General features: G+C 46.7%; 17 protein-coding genes. 15 read left to right on the top strand and 2 right to left on the bottom strand.

The window, feature by feature from the left end; all coding sequences use genetic code 11:
* Positions 1-101: 101 nt before the first annotated feature.
* The 12 genes from FCL48_RS14370 (at position 102) to FCL48_RS14425 (ending at position 10,004) form a co-directional block, all read left to right on the top strand.
* Complete coding sequence (locus FCL48_RS14370; RefSeq protein ID WP_136872983.1) at positions 102-782, top strand: ABC transporter ATP-binding protein; 681 nt, start codon at positions 102-104, stop codon at positions 780-782.
* Positions 782-3,280, top strand: coding sequence for an ABC transporter permease (locus tag FCL48_RS14375; protein WP_136872984.1), 2,499 nt, complete (start codon positions 782-784; stop codon positions 3,278-3,280). Before FCL48_RS14370 ends, FCL48_RS14375 begins: the two co-directional genes overlap by 1 nt.
* A gap of 55 nt (positions 3,281-3,335) precedes the next feature.
* Positions 3,336-4,010, top strand: a complete 675-nt coding sequence (locus FCL48_RS14380; protein ID WP_136872985.1) for an arylesterase — start codon at positions 3,336-3,338, stop codon at positions 4,008-4,010.
* Positions 4,010-5,392 (top strand): sigma-54-dependent Fis family transcriptional regulator, encoded by a 1,383-nt coding sequence (locus FCL48_RS14385; RefSeq protein WP_136872986.1) that lies wholly within the window; start codon positions 4,010-4,012, stop codon positions 5,390-5,392. Before FCL48_RS14380 ends, FCL48_RS14385 begins: the two co-directional genes overlap by 1 nt.
* A 244-nt stretch (positions 5,393-5,636) precedes the next feature.
* Positions 5,637-6,017 carry a NifB/NifX family molybdenum-iron cluster-binding protein gene (locus tag FCL48_RS14390; RefSeq protein ID WP_136872987.1) on the top strand — a complete coding sequence of 127 codons (381 nt, stop codon included), beginning with the start codon at positions 5,637-5,639 and terminating at the stop codon, positions 6,015-6,017.
* A gap of 67 nt (positions 6,018-6,084) precedes the next feature.
* The gene (locus FCL48_RS14395; RefSeq protein ID WP_136872988.1) at positions 6,085-6,414 is read left to right on the top strand and encodes a DUF5320 domain-containing protein; all 330 of its coding nucleotides are present in this window, start codon (positions 6,085-6,087) and stop codon (positions 6,412-6,414) included.
* A 72-nt stretch (positions 6,415-6,486) separates the two neighbouring features.
* Positions 6,487-6,867, top strand: coding sequence for a hypothetical protein (locus FCL48_RS14400; RefSeq protein ID WP_136872989.1), 381 nt, complete (start codon positions 6,487-6,489; stop codon positions 6,865-6,867).
* A gap of 19 nt (positions 6,868-6,886) precedes the next feature.
* Complete coding sequence (locus FCL48_RS14405) at positions 6,887-7,738, top strand: ATP-binding protein (RefSeq protein WP_136872990.1); 852 nt, start codon at positions 6,887-6,889, stop codon at positions 7,736-7,738.
* 2 nt (positions 7,739-7,740) lie between these two features.
* On the top strand, positions 7,741-8,646 hold the full coding sequence (locus FCL48_RS14410; RefSeq protein WP_136873076.1) for an ATP-binding protein: 906 nt from the start codon (positions 7,741-7,743) through the stop codon (positions 8,644-8,646).
* Between the two features lie 21 nt (positions 8,647-8,667).
* Positions 8,668-9,051, top strand: coding sequence for a NifB/NifX family molybdenum-iron cluster-binding protein (locus FCL48_RS14415; protein ID WP_136872991.1), 384 nt, complete (start codon positions 8,668-8,670; stop codon positions 9,049-9,051).
* A 120-nt stretch (positions 9,052-9,171) separates the two neighbouring features.
* Entirely contained in the window at positions 9,172-9,531 is a 360-nt protein-coding gene (locus FCL48_RS14420; protein WP_136872992.1) for a NifB/NifX family molybdenum-iron cluster-binding protein, read from the top strand.
* A gap of 29 nt (positions 9,532-9,560) precedes the next feature.
* A complete protein-coding gene (locus tag FCL48_RS14425; protein ID WP_136872993.1) occupies positions 9,561-10,004 on the top strand; it encodes an iron-sulfur cluster assembly scaffold protein in 444 nt (147 codons plus the stop codon).
* Between the two features lie 184 nt (positions 10,005-10,188).
* Here the strand turns inward: FCL48_RS14425 and FCL48_RS14430 are convergent, their stop codons facing one another.
* Entirely contained in the window at positions 10,189-10,539 is a 351-nt protein-coding gene (locus FCL48_RS14430) for a DsrE family protein (protein ID WP_136872994.1), read from the bottom strand.
* A gap of 271 nt (positions 10,540-10,810) precedes the next feature.
* Between FCL48_RS14430 and FCL48_RS14435 the strand changes: the two genes are divergently transcribed.
* From FCL48_RS14435 to FCL48_RS14445, 3 genes are all read left to right on the top strand, one after another.
* Positions 10,811-11,686, top strand: a complete 876-nt coding sequence (locus tag FCL48_RS14435) for a DMT family transporter (protein WP_136872995.1) — start codon at positions 10,811-10,813, stop codon at positions 11,684-11,686.
* Between the two features lie 198 nt (positions 11,687-11,884).
* The gene (locus tag FCL48_RS14440; protein WP_136872996.1) at positions 11,885-13,300 is read left to right on the top strand and encodes a pyridoxal-dependent decarboxylase; all 1,416 of its coding nucleotides are present in this window, start codon (positions 11,885-11,887) and stop codon (positions 13,298-13,300) included.
* Positions 13,301-13,504: 204 nt separating this feature from the next.
* On the top strand, positions 13,505-14,056 hold the full coding sequence (locus FCL48_RS14445) for a DUF2058 domain-containing protein (protein ID WP_136872997.1): 552 nt from the start codon (positions 13,505-13,507) through the stop codon (positions 14,054-14,056).
* A gap of 7 nt (positions 14,057-14,063) precedes the next feature.
* On the opposite strand, the gene FCL48_RS14450 is transcribed toward FCL48_RS14445, so the two are convergent.
* Positions 14,064-14,681 (bottom strand): hypothetical protein, encoded by a 618-nt coding sequence (locus FCL48_RS14450; protein ID WP_136872998.1) that lies wholly within the window; start codon positions 14,679-14,681, stop codon positions 14,064-14,066.
* Between the last annotated feature and the right edge of the window lie 5 nt (positions 14,682-14,686).

Raw genomic sequence — 14,686 nt, forward strand, 5'->3', positions numbered from 1 at the left:
AAAAATGATCTGCCTACTATATCCCCTTTTGTTTCTTTTAACAGGTCTTATAGTAGTTCATTGTGATCTATATACATGAAAATAAAATGGAATAAATACTGATGTCTCAAATAATAAAAGCGGAAAACATCTCGAAACATTTCACCATTGGCTCCCAAAGGATTCAGATCCTCAAAAATATTTCACTTACCATTGGCAAAGGTGAATTTGTTGTGGTTGCAGGGAGTAGTGGCAGTGGTAAAAGCACACTTTTAAGTGTGCTTTCCGGTCTGGATAAACCTGATGGTGGTCGCGTTGAACTTTGTTTACGGGATATAACTCCGATGTCAGAAGATCAACTTGCACCAGTGCGAAATACCCTTATCGGTTTTGTTTTCCAATCCTTTCATCTCATTCCGTCTCTCACTGCCCTTGAAAATATCCAATTTCCTGCAGAACTTAAAAAAGACCCGGATGCGACCAATAAAGCCCAGGCCTTGCTGGAAAAAGTTGGTTTGAGTCAGCGGGCCAATAATTACCCATCTCAGATGTCTGGCGGTGAACAGCAGCGTGTCGCTATTTGCAGGGCTCTCATCAATGCGCCGCAAATAGTTTTCGCTGACGAGCCCACTGGAAATCTTGACTCGGGAAACAGTACGGCCATTATAGAACTCCTTGCCAAGCTTCACGAAGAACTCGGTATGACCCTGGTCATCGTTACCCATAGCAGGTCCCTTGCAGCCCGTGCCGATAGGGTTATCGTACTTCGTGATGGGGTTATTGAAGCAGGGAGCCAGCTGTAATGAATTTTCGTTTCATTCTTTCTGAAATCTCACACAGTCGCGGTCAGGGACTGATTTTTGTGGTCTGTGTCGCGCTGTCCCTGGTAAGTCTTGTTGCAATCAACAGCTTTCGCCGGGATGTCAATCAGTCCTTGGTCAGTGATGCCAGAAATCTCCATGGCGGTGATGTGATTGTAAGAAGCCATCGTCCCTTAAGCCCGGTAATCACCAAAGCACTTGCGGACCTGGAACAGGAACCAGACACCGAGGTGAGTCGAACCTGGGAGTTTTATTCGGTTGCCAGAAACGGTTCTGGGGATAAGACGGTACTTGCCAACATTAAGGCGGTTGATAGCATCTATCCTCTTTATGGGGCTGTAGAGCTTCGTTCGGGGAAAAATTTTCAACAGGTATTACAGCCGGGTACTGCGGTTGTTGGCTCATCGCTTCTGGTTCGCCTTGACGTTAAAGAGGGAGAACAGGTTCAGGTTGGTTCAAAGTCTTTAACGATTGTAGATGTGGTTGAAGGGGAATCACAACGGCCGGTGGAGTTTTTTGATTTTGGTCCACGCATCTTTGTTTCTTCGGCCGATCTCGCGGCGATGGATCTGATGAAGCCAGGCAGCAGGGTGCATTATAAGGCTCTGCTTCGTCTGGGTGAACCCAGTATGGTAGACGAAATCGCAGCAAAATTGCAGCACTATACAGATACCGGTCAGGAGCGGGTGGTGACCTATGCCAATGCGCCATCAAGGGTAAAACGATTTTTTGATAATCTCCTGTTTTTCCTCTCGCTCATCTCTGTTTTCACAATGCTTCTGGCAGGTGTCGGGATGCAGAGTTCCCTGGCTGCTCTATTTCGCCATAAAGAAAAGAGTCTAGCTATTATTAGAGCCGTGGGGGCAAGCGGCAGATTTTTATTCAGCCACTATCTTGTTATCGTCTTTGTCCTCAGTCTTACAGGCTGCTTTGTGGGTTTTCTGGGGGCTTATATTCTTGAAAAGAATTTCACCTTGATCTTCGCCGGTCTGCTTCCTGATAATATCAAGCTTGGCCTGTCCCCTGTTGATATTTTTGAAGGAACTCTTTTAGGCTTTGCTGTGGTTGCCTTCTTTTCATTTTTCCCACTGCGTTCAATTACTTCTGTCAAACCCATTGCGGTGATACGACATGAAAGTACGACCGAACAGTCTCCTACCACCTATCTGTTTTTTGTCTGTGGGGTGGTTTTGTTTACCGGTCTTATTATCCGGCAACTCGACGATGTGAAGATTGGTCTCTATTTTGTCGGGGGTACCTTCACCTTGGTCGCTATGATTACCCTGCTGGTAAGCTTGGTCATTGTTGGTTTACGGAGAATCTCAGGAGGTGGTCTTGCCTTGCGGCAGGCCCTTAAAAGTATGCTGCGACCGGGCAATGCGGCAAAGACTATAATGGTCACGCTCAGCTCGGCTTTGACCTTGCTGTTGTCCATTGGTCTTGTGCAGAATGATCTTCGTTCGACCTATATATCATCCTACCCCGAGGATGCTCCCAATCTTTTTTGTATTGATATTCAAAAAAATCAAAAACAAGGATTCATGGAACTGGCAGGAGATGATGTTGAGCTCTTCCCGGTAATCCGGGCCCGGCTTCTTTCAATGAATGATGAAAAAATTGTGAGAGAAAAGGAGCAGAAAAAAAGAGGAGACACTCTGACCAGAGAGTTTAATCTGACCTATCGTGCAGGGCTTTTGAGTGATGAGGTCCTCATTGAAGGGGATGCTTTATTTGGAACAGAGGAACTTGCTCCAGGAATCATTCCTGTCTCAATTCTTGATACAGTGGCTGAAATGGGCGATATGGTACTTGGTGATATTCTCTCATTTAATGTACAGGGACTGCCTCTGGAGGCTCAGGTTGTCTCTGTAAGGAGTCGTACCAAGTCGATGCTCTATCCTTTTTTCTATTTTGTTTTCCCAGAAAAATATCTCGGCCAGGCGCCGCAGACGTTTTTTGCGGCGCTCACCGTAGCGCCTGAGGACGTTGGCCAAATGGAGAATAAGGTGGTTGAAAAATTCCCCAACATATCAACTATAAATGTGGCTGAGACGGCAAAAGAACTCGGCCGGATTATGGAAAAGCTCTCTTCAGTTATCACCTTTTTTTCAATGTTTTCCATAGTGGCAGGGTTACTCATACTGGTGAGTTCAATTCTTGCTACCCGTCTGGCACGGATTCAGGAAGCGGTCTTTTATAAAATTTTAGGGGCGGATTCTGTCTTTGTCTGGAAGGTGTTTATACTGGAAAATCTTATTCTTGCCCTGATCAGCAGTGGCTGTGCTCTTGTGATTTCACAGGTTGCAAGCTGGGCGCTGTCGACCTATGTTTTTAATATTGAACATAAAGCATATGTTCTCTTTTGTGTTTTTCTGGTTGCCGTTTCCTGTTGTATTGTTGTGGGAACAGGGGTGGCATCGTCGATATCGATTGTGCGTCGTAAGCCAGGAGAGTTTCTCCAAAAAAGGAGCGTTGAGTAATGAAAGAAAAAAAGAGCTCGTTTTATGCAGAACCGTTGACCGGAGTGCGGCTGCTATGCTGACACACATGAGGTTTATCGTTATGTTGCTCACGATCCTGCTTCTGGCCGGTTGCAGTGAAGAACCACAGAACCGGGTTCAGCCAAAGAGAGAAGAACCTGTGAATATTGAGATGAAAACCATTGTTGCCATTGGAGATAGTCTTACCGCAGGTTTTGGCGTTGATCCCAGTGAGAGCTATCCCGCTCTATTAGAAAAAAAACTCCAGGCGCACAACTATCCTTATACAGTCGTCAACGCCGGGGTGAGTGGTGAAACCAGTTCCGGGACCCTTGCTCGAATTGACTGGATACTCACTCGAAAACCGGAGCTGGTTATCGTTGGCACCGGTGCAAATGATGGTCTGCGTGGAATAAGTGTCAATCTTCTGGAAGAAAACCTGCGTGAAATTGTCACCCAGCTTAAAGAAAACAATGTCGCGGTGCTTCTTGCCGGGATGAAAATGGTTTACAATCTTGGCCCTGAATATGTGTCTCAGTTCAATGCTGTGTATCCCCGCATCGCCCAGGAGATGGAGGTCGAACTGATGCCATTTTTCCTCGAAGATGTGGCAACCAGAACCAATCTTAATCTCGAAGATGGGATACATCCAAACAGTGAGGGGTACAGAATTATTGTCGAAAATATCTACCCATACGTCGTAGAGGTTCTTGATTCGGTAAAACAGTAATGGATAAGAAAAAACAGTTTTCAGAAGCCGCAAATGAAATCATACTCGAATCTATTTCTGACGGTGTTTTCACAGTAGACCATAACTGGCGGATTATGACCTTTAACCGGGCAGCAGAACAAATCACAGGAACGCCAAGAGAGGAGGCTATAGGTCGTTTTTGCTGGGAGGTATTTCGCTCGAATATGTGTGAAGGTGACTGTGCCTTAAAACGCACGATGAAGGAGAATAAATCCTTTGTCTCAACCTCTACCTATATTATCAATAACAGGCAGAAGCGAGTGCCCATCGGGGTGTCCACCTCGCCCCTGCAAAATGAAAAAGGTGAGGTGCTGGGAGGAGTGGAAACCTTTCGGGATCGAACCCTTGTTGAAGAGCTTCGTCGCGAGATAACAGCCAGTTACGCGCTGGGGGATATGGTGAGCCGTAGCGTTGTCATGCAGAAAATATTCAACATACTGCCCCAGGTTGCCGAGAGTGACAGCACCGTGCTAATCGACGGTGAAACCGGGACAGGAAAAGGCCTTATGGCCTCTGCGATTCATAATCATTCCGGGCGCAAAGATGAACCTTTTGTGGCCATTAACTGTGGAGCCTTGCCCGACTCCCTGCTTGAATCTGAGCTGTTCGGCTATAAAGCCGGAGCCTTTACCGGTGCAGATAAAGACAAACCGGGGCTGTTTCAGGCGGCGGGCAGAGGTACTATTTTTCTGGATGAAATCGGAGATACCAGCGCAGCCTTTCAGGTCCGTTTATTAAGGGTGCTTGAAGATAAAGAGTTCCAACCTCTTGGCAGCGTTGAAAAGTGTAAGACAGATACCCGGATTATTGCCGCCACAAATCTTGATCTGGAAGAAAAGGTGGCGGATGGCAGTTTCAGGCAGGATCTGTTTTACCGGATTAATATAGTTCGTTTTCGTTTGCCCCCTCTAAGAGAGCGTAAAGAGGATTTACCCCTTTTAGTGGAACATTTTATAGAAAAACTGAACCATATCAAGGAGCGTTATATTACCCGCTTGTCTAAAGAGGCAATGGCTCTGTTGCTGGCTCATGATTTTCCTGGGAATATCCGTGAACTTGAAAATATTATCGAGCATGGTTTTGTCCTTTGCCAGGAGGGCGAAATTGGCAAAGAACATCTTCCCGCATATCTGCAGGATGGTTCCGGGGCAAACGTCTCGCCGTCTTCTCGGTATCTTTTAACGAATCTTCATAAGAGTGAGGCGGATTGTATTGTGGAGACTATTGTTCGTTGTGGTTATAATCGCCTTGCCGCCGCAAAAGAACTCGGTATGCACAAAAGTACCCTGTTTAGAAAACTGAAAAAATACCGGATTGAGCTTCCGGGACCCGATGGGCGGAGTAACCGCTCCCGGAAGTAGTCCTTATCTTTTTTTGTATAACCCCGCCACAAGTATATGCATAGAGTCGCAGGGTTTCACAGTACGGTCGCAACTTGCGACTGTTGAGCGCGACAAGGGTCGCGTTCATGCGACTCAGTATCCCTTCCTGTTGAACTTCATATTTTAAAATAAATACATAAAAACAGTAGTTTGCGTTTTTATTAGGGTGGTTGGCCCTATCCTTGCTTCTCAGTGAACAGAAAAGGAGAAGGAGTACTGACCTATGAAAATTGCGATTACTGTCTGGGGCAACCGCATCTCCCCGGTTTTTGATGCGGCGAGTACCTTGCTTTTACTCGATGTGGACGGGAATGATGTCGTTGATCGTGAGGTCAGGGTATTCCAGCCGAATCGATACGAGAGTTTTCTTGCCCTGTTAAAAGAAAAAGGAATTGAGCTCCTTATTTGTGGTGCTATGTGTGAGACTGCCGTGAGGAGGGTTGAAGCGTCCGGGGTAGAGGTCGCATCATTTTTGGCGGGAGAAGTGGAAGCTCTCATAGAGGGGTATCTGAAAAAGAGAGATTTCTCCGAATTTTCCATGCCGGGCTGCCGTCATGGAAGATGTTGTCGTGGAAGATATAAGAGGGTGGAGAGTCAGGGATAAAGCTGGATGCGCCTAAAATATCTGGAACGCATCAATGACTGGTTAACCTTTAAAAGGAGGATACATCATGCCAGGATTAAATAGACAGGGACCTGAAGGTAACGGACCAATGACAGGAAGACAGCGGGGAATGTGCAATAGAACCGATGACCTCTATCTGGCCAGGCAAAGAGGTGGTCTTGGGCGAGGAATGGGGGGCCGATGCCGAGGCTCTTTTTTTCAGTCTGGACCAGGGAGATTTGCCCAGACAGAGGTTGGGGGGGATCAGCGTTTTTCTACCAGGCAGAACGATGAACTCTCGAATCTAAAGGCTGAGTATCAAAAGACCCAGGAGGCGCTTGCCTCACTTATGCAGAAGATAGAAGTCCTTGAAAACAGGGAGTCCGGTTCTGAGTAAACGGAAGGAAAAGGTCGGCTGGAAAGATCGATACCGCTCCCCGGTAGAATTTAAAATCAATTGGAGTAAAGAATGACACGTATATTGTTTGTGACCGGGGAGCCCGGTGAATTCGATACATTTATAACAGGATTGCCTCAAGGCTGGGATACCTCTCTGGGGGTCGTCAATACTGCTGCCAAGGCATTTGAGATAGTCGCAGCTGAAAAGGTGGATGTTGTCGTTGTTGGTAAAACAGCAGGCGATCAGACGAGTCTTGATTTTGTCAAAAAACTCATGAAGCACCATCCTTTGGTAAACTGTGCCATGGTAAGCTCACTTTCCCATGATGATTTCCATGAAGCCACCGAAGGATACGGACTCTTCATGCAGCTCACCGAGAAACCAGATGTGGATCAAGCACATAAAATGGTTGAAATTCTTAACTCAATAATGGGTCTCATGAATTCTTGAGATCTGGAGAGACAAGGTAATGATCATAAGTATTGCAAGCGGGAAGGGCGGAACAGGAAAAACAACGGTGGCGACCAATCTGGCGCTGTCGCTTAACGGCGATGTTAACCTCCTGGATTGTGACGTCGAAGAGCCCAATGCCCATTTATTTATAAAACCAACGATGGATAAGGTTGAGCCGGTTACCACCTTCATCCCTGTGATCGATAGCGAAAAATGTAACCTCTGTCGAAAGTGTACGGATATCTGTCGATTCTCGGCCCTCGCAGTTGCCGGGAAAACCGTTCTGGTATTTCCGGAGATGTGCCACAGCTGTGAAGGCTGTATTGAGGTCTGTCCTGAGGGTGCGATTTCAGCTTCCACCCGTGAACTGGGGGTACTGGAGTCTGGACACAGTGGAAACCTCGGCTTTTATCTGGGGCGTATGCGAGTCGGAGAGGCGATGTCTCCACCCCTCATCAAAAAAGTGAGGACCAAAGAGAGAGAGCGCGATATTACAATAATTGATGCTCCTCCTGGGACCTCATGCCCGGTAATTGCGGCAATGAAGGGAACGGATTTCGTTCTGATGGTGACAGAGCCAACACCTTTTGGTCTGCATGATCTCAAACTTGCCGTGGAAGCGGTAAAGGTGCTCGGAATTCCCAGTGGTCTGGTGATCAACCGGGCTGACATGGGAAACAGTGGGGTCAAAGACTATGCAGCAGAAGAGAATATTCCTGTTCTCATGGAGATTCCTTTCGACCGAAAGATTGCAGAGGCCTACTCACGGGGAATTCCAATCGTCGAGGCTTTTCCGGACTACGCTGATAAGTTTCGAGCGTTGTACGCAAAAATTGAAAAGTATAGTTCAGTTGAAAAGGAGTCATGATGATAAGGGAACTTGTAATCGTCAGTGGAAAGGGCGGAACCGGAAAAACCAGTGTAACAGCTTCTTTTGCAGCCCTTGCCGAAAACGGTGTCCTCTGTGACGCTGACGTTGATGCCGCAGATCTTCATCTTTTGATGGCTCCTGTCGTGAGAGAGCGCAATGCCTTTATGGGCGGTTCTATTGCAGCTATACGCCAGGATGACTGTGTCGAATGCGGCCGCTGTCTGGAACTTTGTAAATTTAACGCAATCTCCGAGGATTTCGTGATCGATCCCCTCAGTTGCGAAGGATGCGGGGTTTGCGTTGATCTCTGCCCTGAAACGGCTATTGATTTTACTGTTCAGCAGTGTGGTGAGTGGTACAAGTCGGATACCCGCTTTGGGCCTATGGTTCATGCAAGGCTTGGTATCGCGGAAGAAAATTCAGGAAAACTTGTCAGCCTTGTACGCCAGGAAACCAGAAAACTGGCTGAGGCCAAAGGTTGCGGTATCATTCTCACCGATGGCCCTCCAGGCATTGGTTGTCCGGTTATTGCCTCCATTGGTGGGGCAACTGCGCTGGTTATCATCGTGGAACCAACGGTCTCAGGGCTGCATGACATGCAGCGGGTGGCAGAACTTGCGGCACATTTCAAGGTGCCTGGCCTTGTCTGTGTCAATAAATATGATCTCAATTCCGATATGACCAGAGAGATTGAGGAATATGCCGCAAAAAGAAATATGCAGCTGGTTGGGCGTATTCCTTTTGATCCAGTTTTCACAGAAGCAATGATACAGGGGAAAAGTGTTTTAGAGCAGGCTCCGGAATCAGAGGCTGCAATAGCCCTCCTCGATACATGGAGGAAGATAATGAGTTCGCCATCGATGAACACGATGGGAATAAAGGATTTTTCAGCAGTAATTCAATAAACTAAAAAAGGAGTAGTGAGAATGGCAACAGTACGTATAGCAGTACCATCGGAAGGACAAGGCGGACTTGACGGCATGCGCGCAGGGCATTTTGGTCATTGTGACGTATTTACCCTGATTGATGTGGAAGATGGGCAGATCAAAGAAGTAACCATTTTACAGAACAAAGAGCATGTTCAGGGTGGCTGTATGGTCCCTGTAAATCTTCTGGCAGAAGCCAAGGTTCAGCGTCTGATCGTAGGCGGTATCGGTATGCGCCCCTTGCAGGGCTTCAATCAGGTCGGTATAGATGTTTACTACGATGGCGAGAGAAGAGATATCCGTCCGGTCGTTGAGGATATGATTGCAGAAAAACTGCCTATCATTGGTGATGATCAGGTTTGCGGCGGTGGTGGCGGTCACTAAAAGAAAAATTGTACCTTGCAGATGGTTTCCTGTAATGAAACAGGAGATGGTCTGCAAGGTCCTTATGTAGGCTTAATTTCCGTGAAACGGAATGAGGTCAATACTAAAAGAGGTAGACCAATGAAAGTAGCAGTTACTTCAAAGGGAGAAGATCTTTCTTCAGAGACAGATCCACGCTTTGGTCGTGCACCCTTTATCCTTATTGTGGATACTGAAACCATGGCGTTTGAAGCCTTGGACAACAGCACCAATGTAAATGCCTTCAAAGGCGCAGGTATTCAGGCGGCGACCATGGTTGCCGATAAGGGAGCAGGGGTTTTGCTGACGGGATACTGTGGGCCAAATGCTTATAAAACTGTAACGGCTGCAGGGCTGAAGGTGGTGAGTGATATTACCGGTACGGTTGAAGAGGTTGTTGCAAAGTTCAAAAGCGGCAATGTGACCTATAGTGAAGGGGCAAACACGGACGGTCACTGGTAGCATTTTTCGTGAATGAAGGAAGGACTGTAATGAATGACGATGAATTTGATGCCCTGATTAATCAAATTCAGGGCGAAGTCTTTGATGAGGCACGGCAAGCTCTTGGTGAAAAAGGTTTTGACCGCTGGAGAAATCCTAAGTTTTGTGGCCGTCTTGAAGATGCAGATGGCTATGCCAGGCTCACAGGAGATTGTGGCGATACGATGGAAATGTACCTCCGGATCGATGGTGAAAAAGTCGCAGAGGTGGGGTATTTTACCGACGGCTGTAGTTCCAGTTCCATTGCAGGTTCTTTTACAGCCGAGCTTGCAATGGGAAAGAGCTTTACTGAGGTTTTGGATCTCCGGGGCAAAGATGTTTTAGATGAGATAGGCCGTTTTCCAGAGTCTGAGGAGCACTGTGCCCATCTTGCCGTGCGTACCCTGCAAGAGGCTTTGAACAGCTACCTTATGGCGCAGGCCAAGATGAGTTAGAAAAAATACATCTGTACTGTATTGACAGGGGTGCATCCCCTGAAAAGATGAAAACCGGAATGGCCTGCTGGCTTTTCCGGTTTTTTACTGCAGTGAACTGTAGTTTGTTTACAGGCCATGAGAAAGTCTGCAACAGTAAAATGTACCATTCACTGTCGCTTTTCTTCTTACTCCTGGCCAGCCCTTAAAAGTTGAAGACTTTGGCTTCAGCAGCCAAATCAATTAGATGTGGACCGCCATCAAGTACCATGTTGGAGTTGAACTTTGCCTCATCTAGGTTTCGATTCTTGGCGCATGGAGTGCAGATACCTGTGGTAACCTCGTTTTCAATAAGGTAGGGGAGGTAGTCCGCAGGACAGTCACCGGTAACGGTTTTGTTACTGCCATCCTTTCCGGCTATTGCCCAGTCAACACCACTGTCTATGAAAAACATGTTCACCTTGTGGCCTTTAGAATGGGCAATCTTTGCAAACTGGAAACAACGGGTTGCTTTTTCGTTGTCATTGGATTGTAACACAAAAAGAAAATTTGCCATGGTAACCTCTCTAAAAAGAAATGACGACAACAGGAGCCACGGGTGACTCCTACGGGTTAGGGCTTGAATATCAAAATACCTCAAAAGAAAAAATATCCAAGCGGGAAATCGATTTTGTGTAAATATTTCTGTATCTTGTACTACGATGAAGGATAAGCTGGTCCTCGTCGCGCCGTTGTGGTATTACTCAGTCTGCCTTGAGTGTGTATTTGATAAGTTGGGGGGAGCAATCAACAGACATTGTCTGTGTCACTGGGGATTAATACCGGCCATGCTGCTTGAAAAAAAGACTGAAAATTTCCATCGGCAGCTGTTCGGCTGGCTTGCTGTTTTTGGCTCGACCTTCTGCTTTTACCTGGCGACTGTAGTTATCCGCAGGTCAAGTCTGTCGGTGTCTATAGAATCTTCCTATTTTGTGTTTGCGAGATTTCTCCTGGGCTTTGTTGTCGTTTCTTCAACAATGGCCATTCAAAAACAGCGTTTTCAGCCAAGGAATTATCACTATCTGCTGGGCAGAACCATAGCCAATACCGTTGCAGTTTTCTGTTTTTACAAGGCTGTCGCTCTTGGTTCCGTTGCAGAGGCAAATATTCTCAATATGACCTACCCACTTTTTGTAGCGATATTTTCCTGGATCGTTCTGAAGGGTCAGAGGGATCTCTTTTTGGTCTTTGTTGTTTTTATTGCCTTTATCGGGATATGGCTGGTTTTAGCGCCTGGAGATTTTAGCACTGGTGTTGGCAATATCTGGGGTTTGATCTCCGGTATCAGTGCGGCGATTGCTATTATTTATCTCAATGTCAGCAGACGCTGCCACGATTCCCAGACAATTCTCTTTGTCTTATTTGGTTTTGGTGCTGTATTTATGATCTGTTTTTTTCATGAAGATATTTTTTTGCCGGGGAAAAAAGAGCTGTTTTATCTTCTCACCTGCTCTGTGGCCGGTGTTATGGGGCAGTATCTTCTGACTTACGGTTTCCTTTTTGTCACGGCCGTGGAAGGCTCCATTATCTCGTCTTCACGAATTTTGCTTGCGGCACTGCTGGGACCGTTTATTGCCGGAGATGTTCCTCTTGAGTTTGCCGGTTGGTGTGGGGCAGTGCTTATTTTTGGTGCAAATGTGGTCCTTGCCATCAGAAAATCATAGTTGGCAAGGGAGTTGGGAAAAACATACTGATTATTTGGTTGCTAAAAATCTGATTCCAAATTAATTGGCAAATTGGATCATTATTCCACTTCTTTGGACTTTTTTCCTCTCTGGTGGGGGTGATAATATTCTTTACGATGCGCGTGTACCAGCTGCTGAGAGCGAAGCGTCGTTGTAATATATAAGTCGTGATAAACAATGAATGAGAGCGAGATATTCAGCCGATTACTGACGGTTATTCAAACCTACCGCGCTACAGAAAAAGAAGGGAAAGTTCTGGAGTATCGTAGCCCCAATACCCTTGCCGAAATCCTGAATTTGGATGGGCCGGAGAAAAATGGAGACTGGGATGCTGTCTTTGAATGGGTGGAAAAATATCTCACTTATTCTGTCAAAACCAACCATCCTGCCTTTGTCAATAGAATGTGGGTGGGGGCAAATCTGCCGTCGGTGGTGGGAGAAATTATAACTGCCGTAACAAACACCTCTGCCTGTACCTTTGAGTCCGGTCCGGTTTCAACCCTTATTGAAAAATATATGATCGAACAAATGCTGGAGATTACCGGCTTTGTTCAGGGGGAGGGGCAGATGACCACAGGCTCGTCGAATGCAAACATGATTGCCATGATGTCTGCCAGAAATACCTGGAACGCACAGGTGAAAATTGATGGGCTCACCGGCCAGAAAAAACTTTTTGCCTTTGTTGGTGCTGATGCCCACTATTCCATGGACAAGGCCGCGAATATTTTAGGGATTGGTACCGGCCAGCTCATCAAGGTGACATTGAATGATAACGGTGAGATGGTCCCTGAAGCGTTGCGGCAGAGCCTTGAAAAGGTTGTGGCTGAAGGGGGCGCCCCCTTTTTTGTTGCGGCAACTGCAGGCACAACTGTGCGGGGGGCGTATGATCCCATTTTGCCACTGGTTCAGCTGCGAAAACAATTTGGGTTCTGGCTGCACGTGGATGGAGCCTGGGGAGGAGCGGCTGTTTTTAGTCCGAAGTTGAAGGCGAAATATCTTGCCGGTCTTGAGGAAGCGGATTCTTTTACCTGCGATTTTCATAAAATGCTCGGTTCTTCCCTGGTGTGCAATATTCTGCTCATCAATAAGAGCGTCCATACCTTTGGCAATGTTCTGAGTGCTGGAGACGGCAGCTATCTGTTTAGAGATGAGCACGTCAGCGAAGTAGAGGACTTTGGTACGGTGTCACTGCAGTGCGGACGAAGAGTTGATAGTCTGAAATGGTTTCTCGACTGGAAATATTTTGGTAAAGAAGGTTTTGCAAGACGGGTAGAAGGGTATCTCCTGCTGTGTGAATATGCAGAAAAGCTTGTGAGAAAGAGTCCGGAGCTGGAAATGGTAGTCGACAGGACCGCCTTTAATATCTGTTTCCGTTATAAGGTTGCGGAAGAACGTGCAAACAGTTTCAATCTTGGCCTGCGAACTACTCTGTATCAGGAGGGGCTCAGTCTTGTGGGTGTTGCCTATATTGATGGTAAAATGGTTATGCGGCTTCTGCTCACCAATCCAGCAACGACTCACGTTGATGTGGATAAATTCTTTGAAAGAGTAATAGAAGTGGGTAACCGGTTGCTCAAACATGAAAACGGGTAGTGGGTAAGAGCTCATGACCGCAGTGAGGGGTTCTTGTTGACCTGTTGTGCCGTTGTGAAGACAAGGACCCAAAAGACTGTCTTTTGTGAAGCCCTGCTTTTAAAAAAGCAAAAAGTTCGCTACAATACCTTTTTTACAAATACCCTGGCCCATTGCTACAGGTCTGGGGCAAATCGTTTACTTATAAATTTGGTGTATATCGAGATGGGAAAATCATTTCAGGATCAGTTGTTGGCCCTTGGACTTGTTGACAAAAAGAAGGCGAAAGAGACCAAAAAGCAACAACACCAGACCAAGAAGCAACAGGGGAAAGCAGGGCGTAATACCCAGGTCATAGATGAGAATGTTCTTCTGGCACAAAAGGCAGAGGAGAAAAAGAAGGCCCGGGCGCGGCAGCTGAACCAGGAGCGGGACATCAAACTGAAAAAACGTGAGGAAGCGGCCAGGATAAAGCAGTTTGTTGAGCAAAACAGGGTAGAAAAAGATGAGAAGGGTATCGCCTATCGTTTTAACGTTTCGGGGAAGATCCAACGCATTTTTGTTGCCAAAGAGGTAGCGGACAAACTGAGTGACGGTCGTCTTGGGATCGTCGTTTTAAGTGAACAGTTCGAGGTTATCCCCCGTGCTATTGTCGAGAAAATAACCGCTATTGACAGTAAAACGGTCGTTATCTTAAATGACAGAACCGGTGACGATTCTGACGATCCCGATGATCCATATGCGGAGTATAAAATACCCGATGACCTGGTCTGGTAACCCCCCTTTATTGGGTTGAGATCATGGGATGGAGGCTGAGCTGTACTTCTTTTGGCTTAGCCTCTATGTTGGCGATTTTGGTGTTGATGGTGACGGTTTTCGCTCCAGCTTCTGCAACAAGCGGGTCGAGGTTTTTCATGCTTACAGGGTATTCTCTGCCGTTGAGCATGGCAATCAGAGCTTTTCCGATCTCACCATTTCCCCCGGTGTTGTTTTTAGCAACATCATTAATTACCGGTTTTATATAGAGTGTCTGCTTTTTGGGGTCAAAACGAAGGGCTGCATCACTTGTTACGTCGAGTTCTATAGCTCCCACCTTGAGACGTATATCATGACCTGCGATCTCTGTGAGCAGTGCAAGATTGTTTCCCGCCAGATGAAGGCGGCAGGCCAGATGTCCCTCTGTGAGTTGCAGGTTACTGATATTAATGATGGTGATATCCCCGTCGACTGATTTGGAATGGGTGTCAATATGGATGGGCAACAAGGCTCGTATCACCTGAGTGATCACGCTTTGGGGGATGGTCAGGCGTATTGGTTCTGACTGGTTCTGAGCTATCGCCCTCTGGTTAAAAGAAGCGAGAAGTAAGAGGGTAAAAAGAGTCAGTCTAAAAAAGAGATGCATGGACG

The organism is Desulforhopalus sp. IMCC35007, from assembly GCF_005116575.1.
Taxonomy (GTDB): domain Bacteria; phylum Desulfobacterota; class Desulfobulbia; order Desulfobulbales; family Desulfocapsaceae; genus Desulforhopalus_A.

What these genes read in the sequence shown, in the direction of transcription:
- FCL48_RS14430 (WP_136872994.1), bottom strand. Translation starts at nt 10,539, where the DNA reads ATGGCAAATTTTCTTTTTGTGTTACAATCCAATGACAACGAAAAAGCA.
- FCL48_RS14450 (WP_136872998.1), bottom strand. Translation starts at nt 14,681, where the DNA reads ATGCATCTCTTTTTTAGACTGACTCTTTTTACCCTCTTACTTCTCGCT.
- FCL48_RS14385 (WP_136872986.1), top strand. Translation starts at nt 4,010, where the DNA reads ATGGATAAGAAAAAACAGTTTTCAGAAGCCGCAAATGAAATCATACTC.
- FCL48_RS14400 (WP_136872989.1), top strand. Translation starts at nt 6,487, where the DNA reads ATGACACGTATATTGTTTGTGACCGGGGAGCCCGGTGAATTCGATACA.
- FCL48_RS14380 (WP_136872985.1), top strand. Translation starts at nt 3,336, where the DNA reads ATGCTGACACACATGAGGTTTATCGTTATGTTGCTCACGATCCTGCTT.
- FCL48_RS14415 (WP_136872991.1), top strand. Translation starts at nt 8,668, where the DNA reads ATGGCAACAGTACGTATAGCAGTACCATCGGAAGGACAAGGCGGACTT.
- FCL48_RS14395 (WP_136872988.1), top strand. Translation starts at nt 6,085, where the DNA reads ATGCCAGGATTAAATAGACAGGGACCTGAAGGTAACGGACCAATGACA.
- FCL48_RS14390 (WP_136872987.1), top strand. Translation starts at nt 5,637, where the DNA reads ATGAAAATTGCGATTACTGTCTGGGGCAACCGCATCTCCCCGGTTTTT.
- FCL48_RS14445 (WP_136872997.1), top strand. Translation starts at nt 13,505, where the DNA reads ATGGGAAAATCATTTCAGGATCAGTTGTTGGCCCTTGGACTTGTTGAC.
- FCL48_RS14440 (WP_136872996.1), top strand. Translation starts at nt 11,885, where the DNA reads ATGAATGAGAGCGAGATATTCAGCCGATTACTGACGGTTATTCAAACC.
- FCL48_RS14405 (WP_136872990.1), top strand. Translation starts at nt 6,887, where the DNA reads ATGATCATAAGTATTGCAAGCGGGAAGGGCGGAACAGGAAAAACAACG.
- FCL48_RS14435 (WP_136872995.1), top strand. Translation starts at nt 10,811, where the DNA reads ATGCTGCTTGAAAAAAAGACTGAAAATTTCCATCGGCAGCTGTTCGGC.
- FCL48_RS14370 (WP_136872983.1), top strand. Translation starts at nt 102, where the DNA reads ATGTCTCAAATAATAAAAGCGGAAAACATCTCGAAACATTTCACCATT.
- FCL48_RS14420 (WP_136872992.1), top strand. Translation starts at nt 9,172, where the DNA reads ATGAAAGTAGCAGTTACTTCAAAGGGAGAAGATCTTTCTTCAGAGACA.
- FCL48_RS14425 (WP_136872993.1), top strand. Translation starts at nt 9,561, where the DNA reads ATGAATGACGATGAATTTGATGCCCTGATTAATCAAATTCAGGGCGAA.
- FCL48_RS14375 (WP_136872984.1), top strand. Translation starts at nt 782, where the DNA reads ATGAATTTTCGTTTCATTCTTTCTGAAATCTCACACAGTCGCGGTCAG.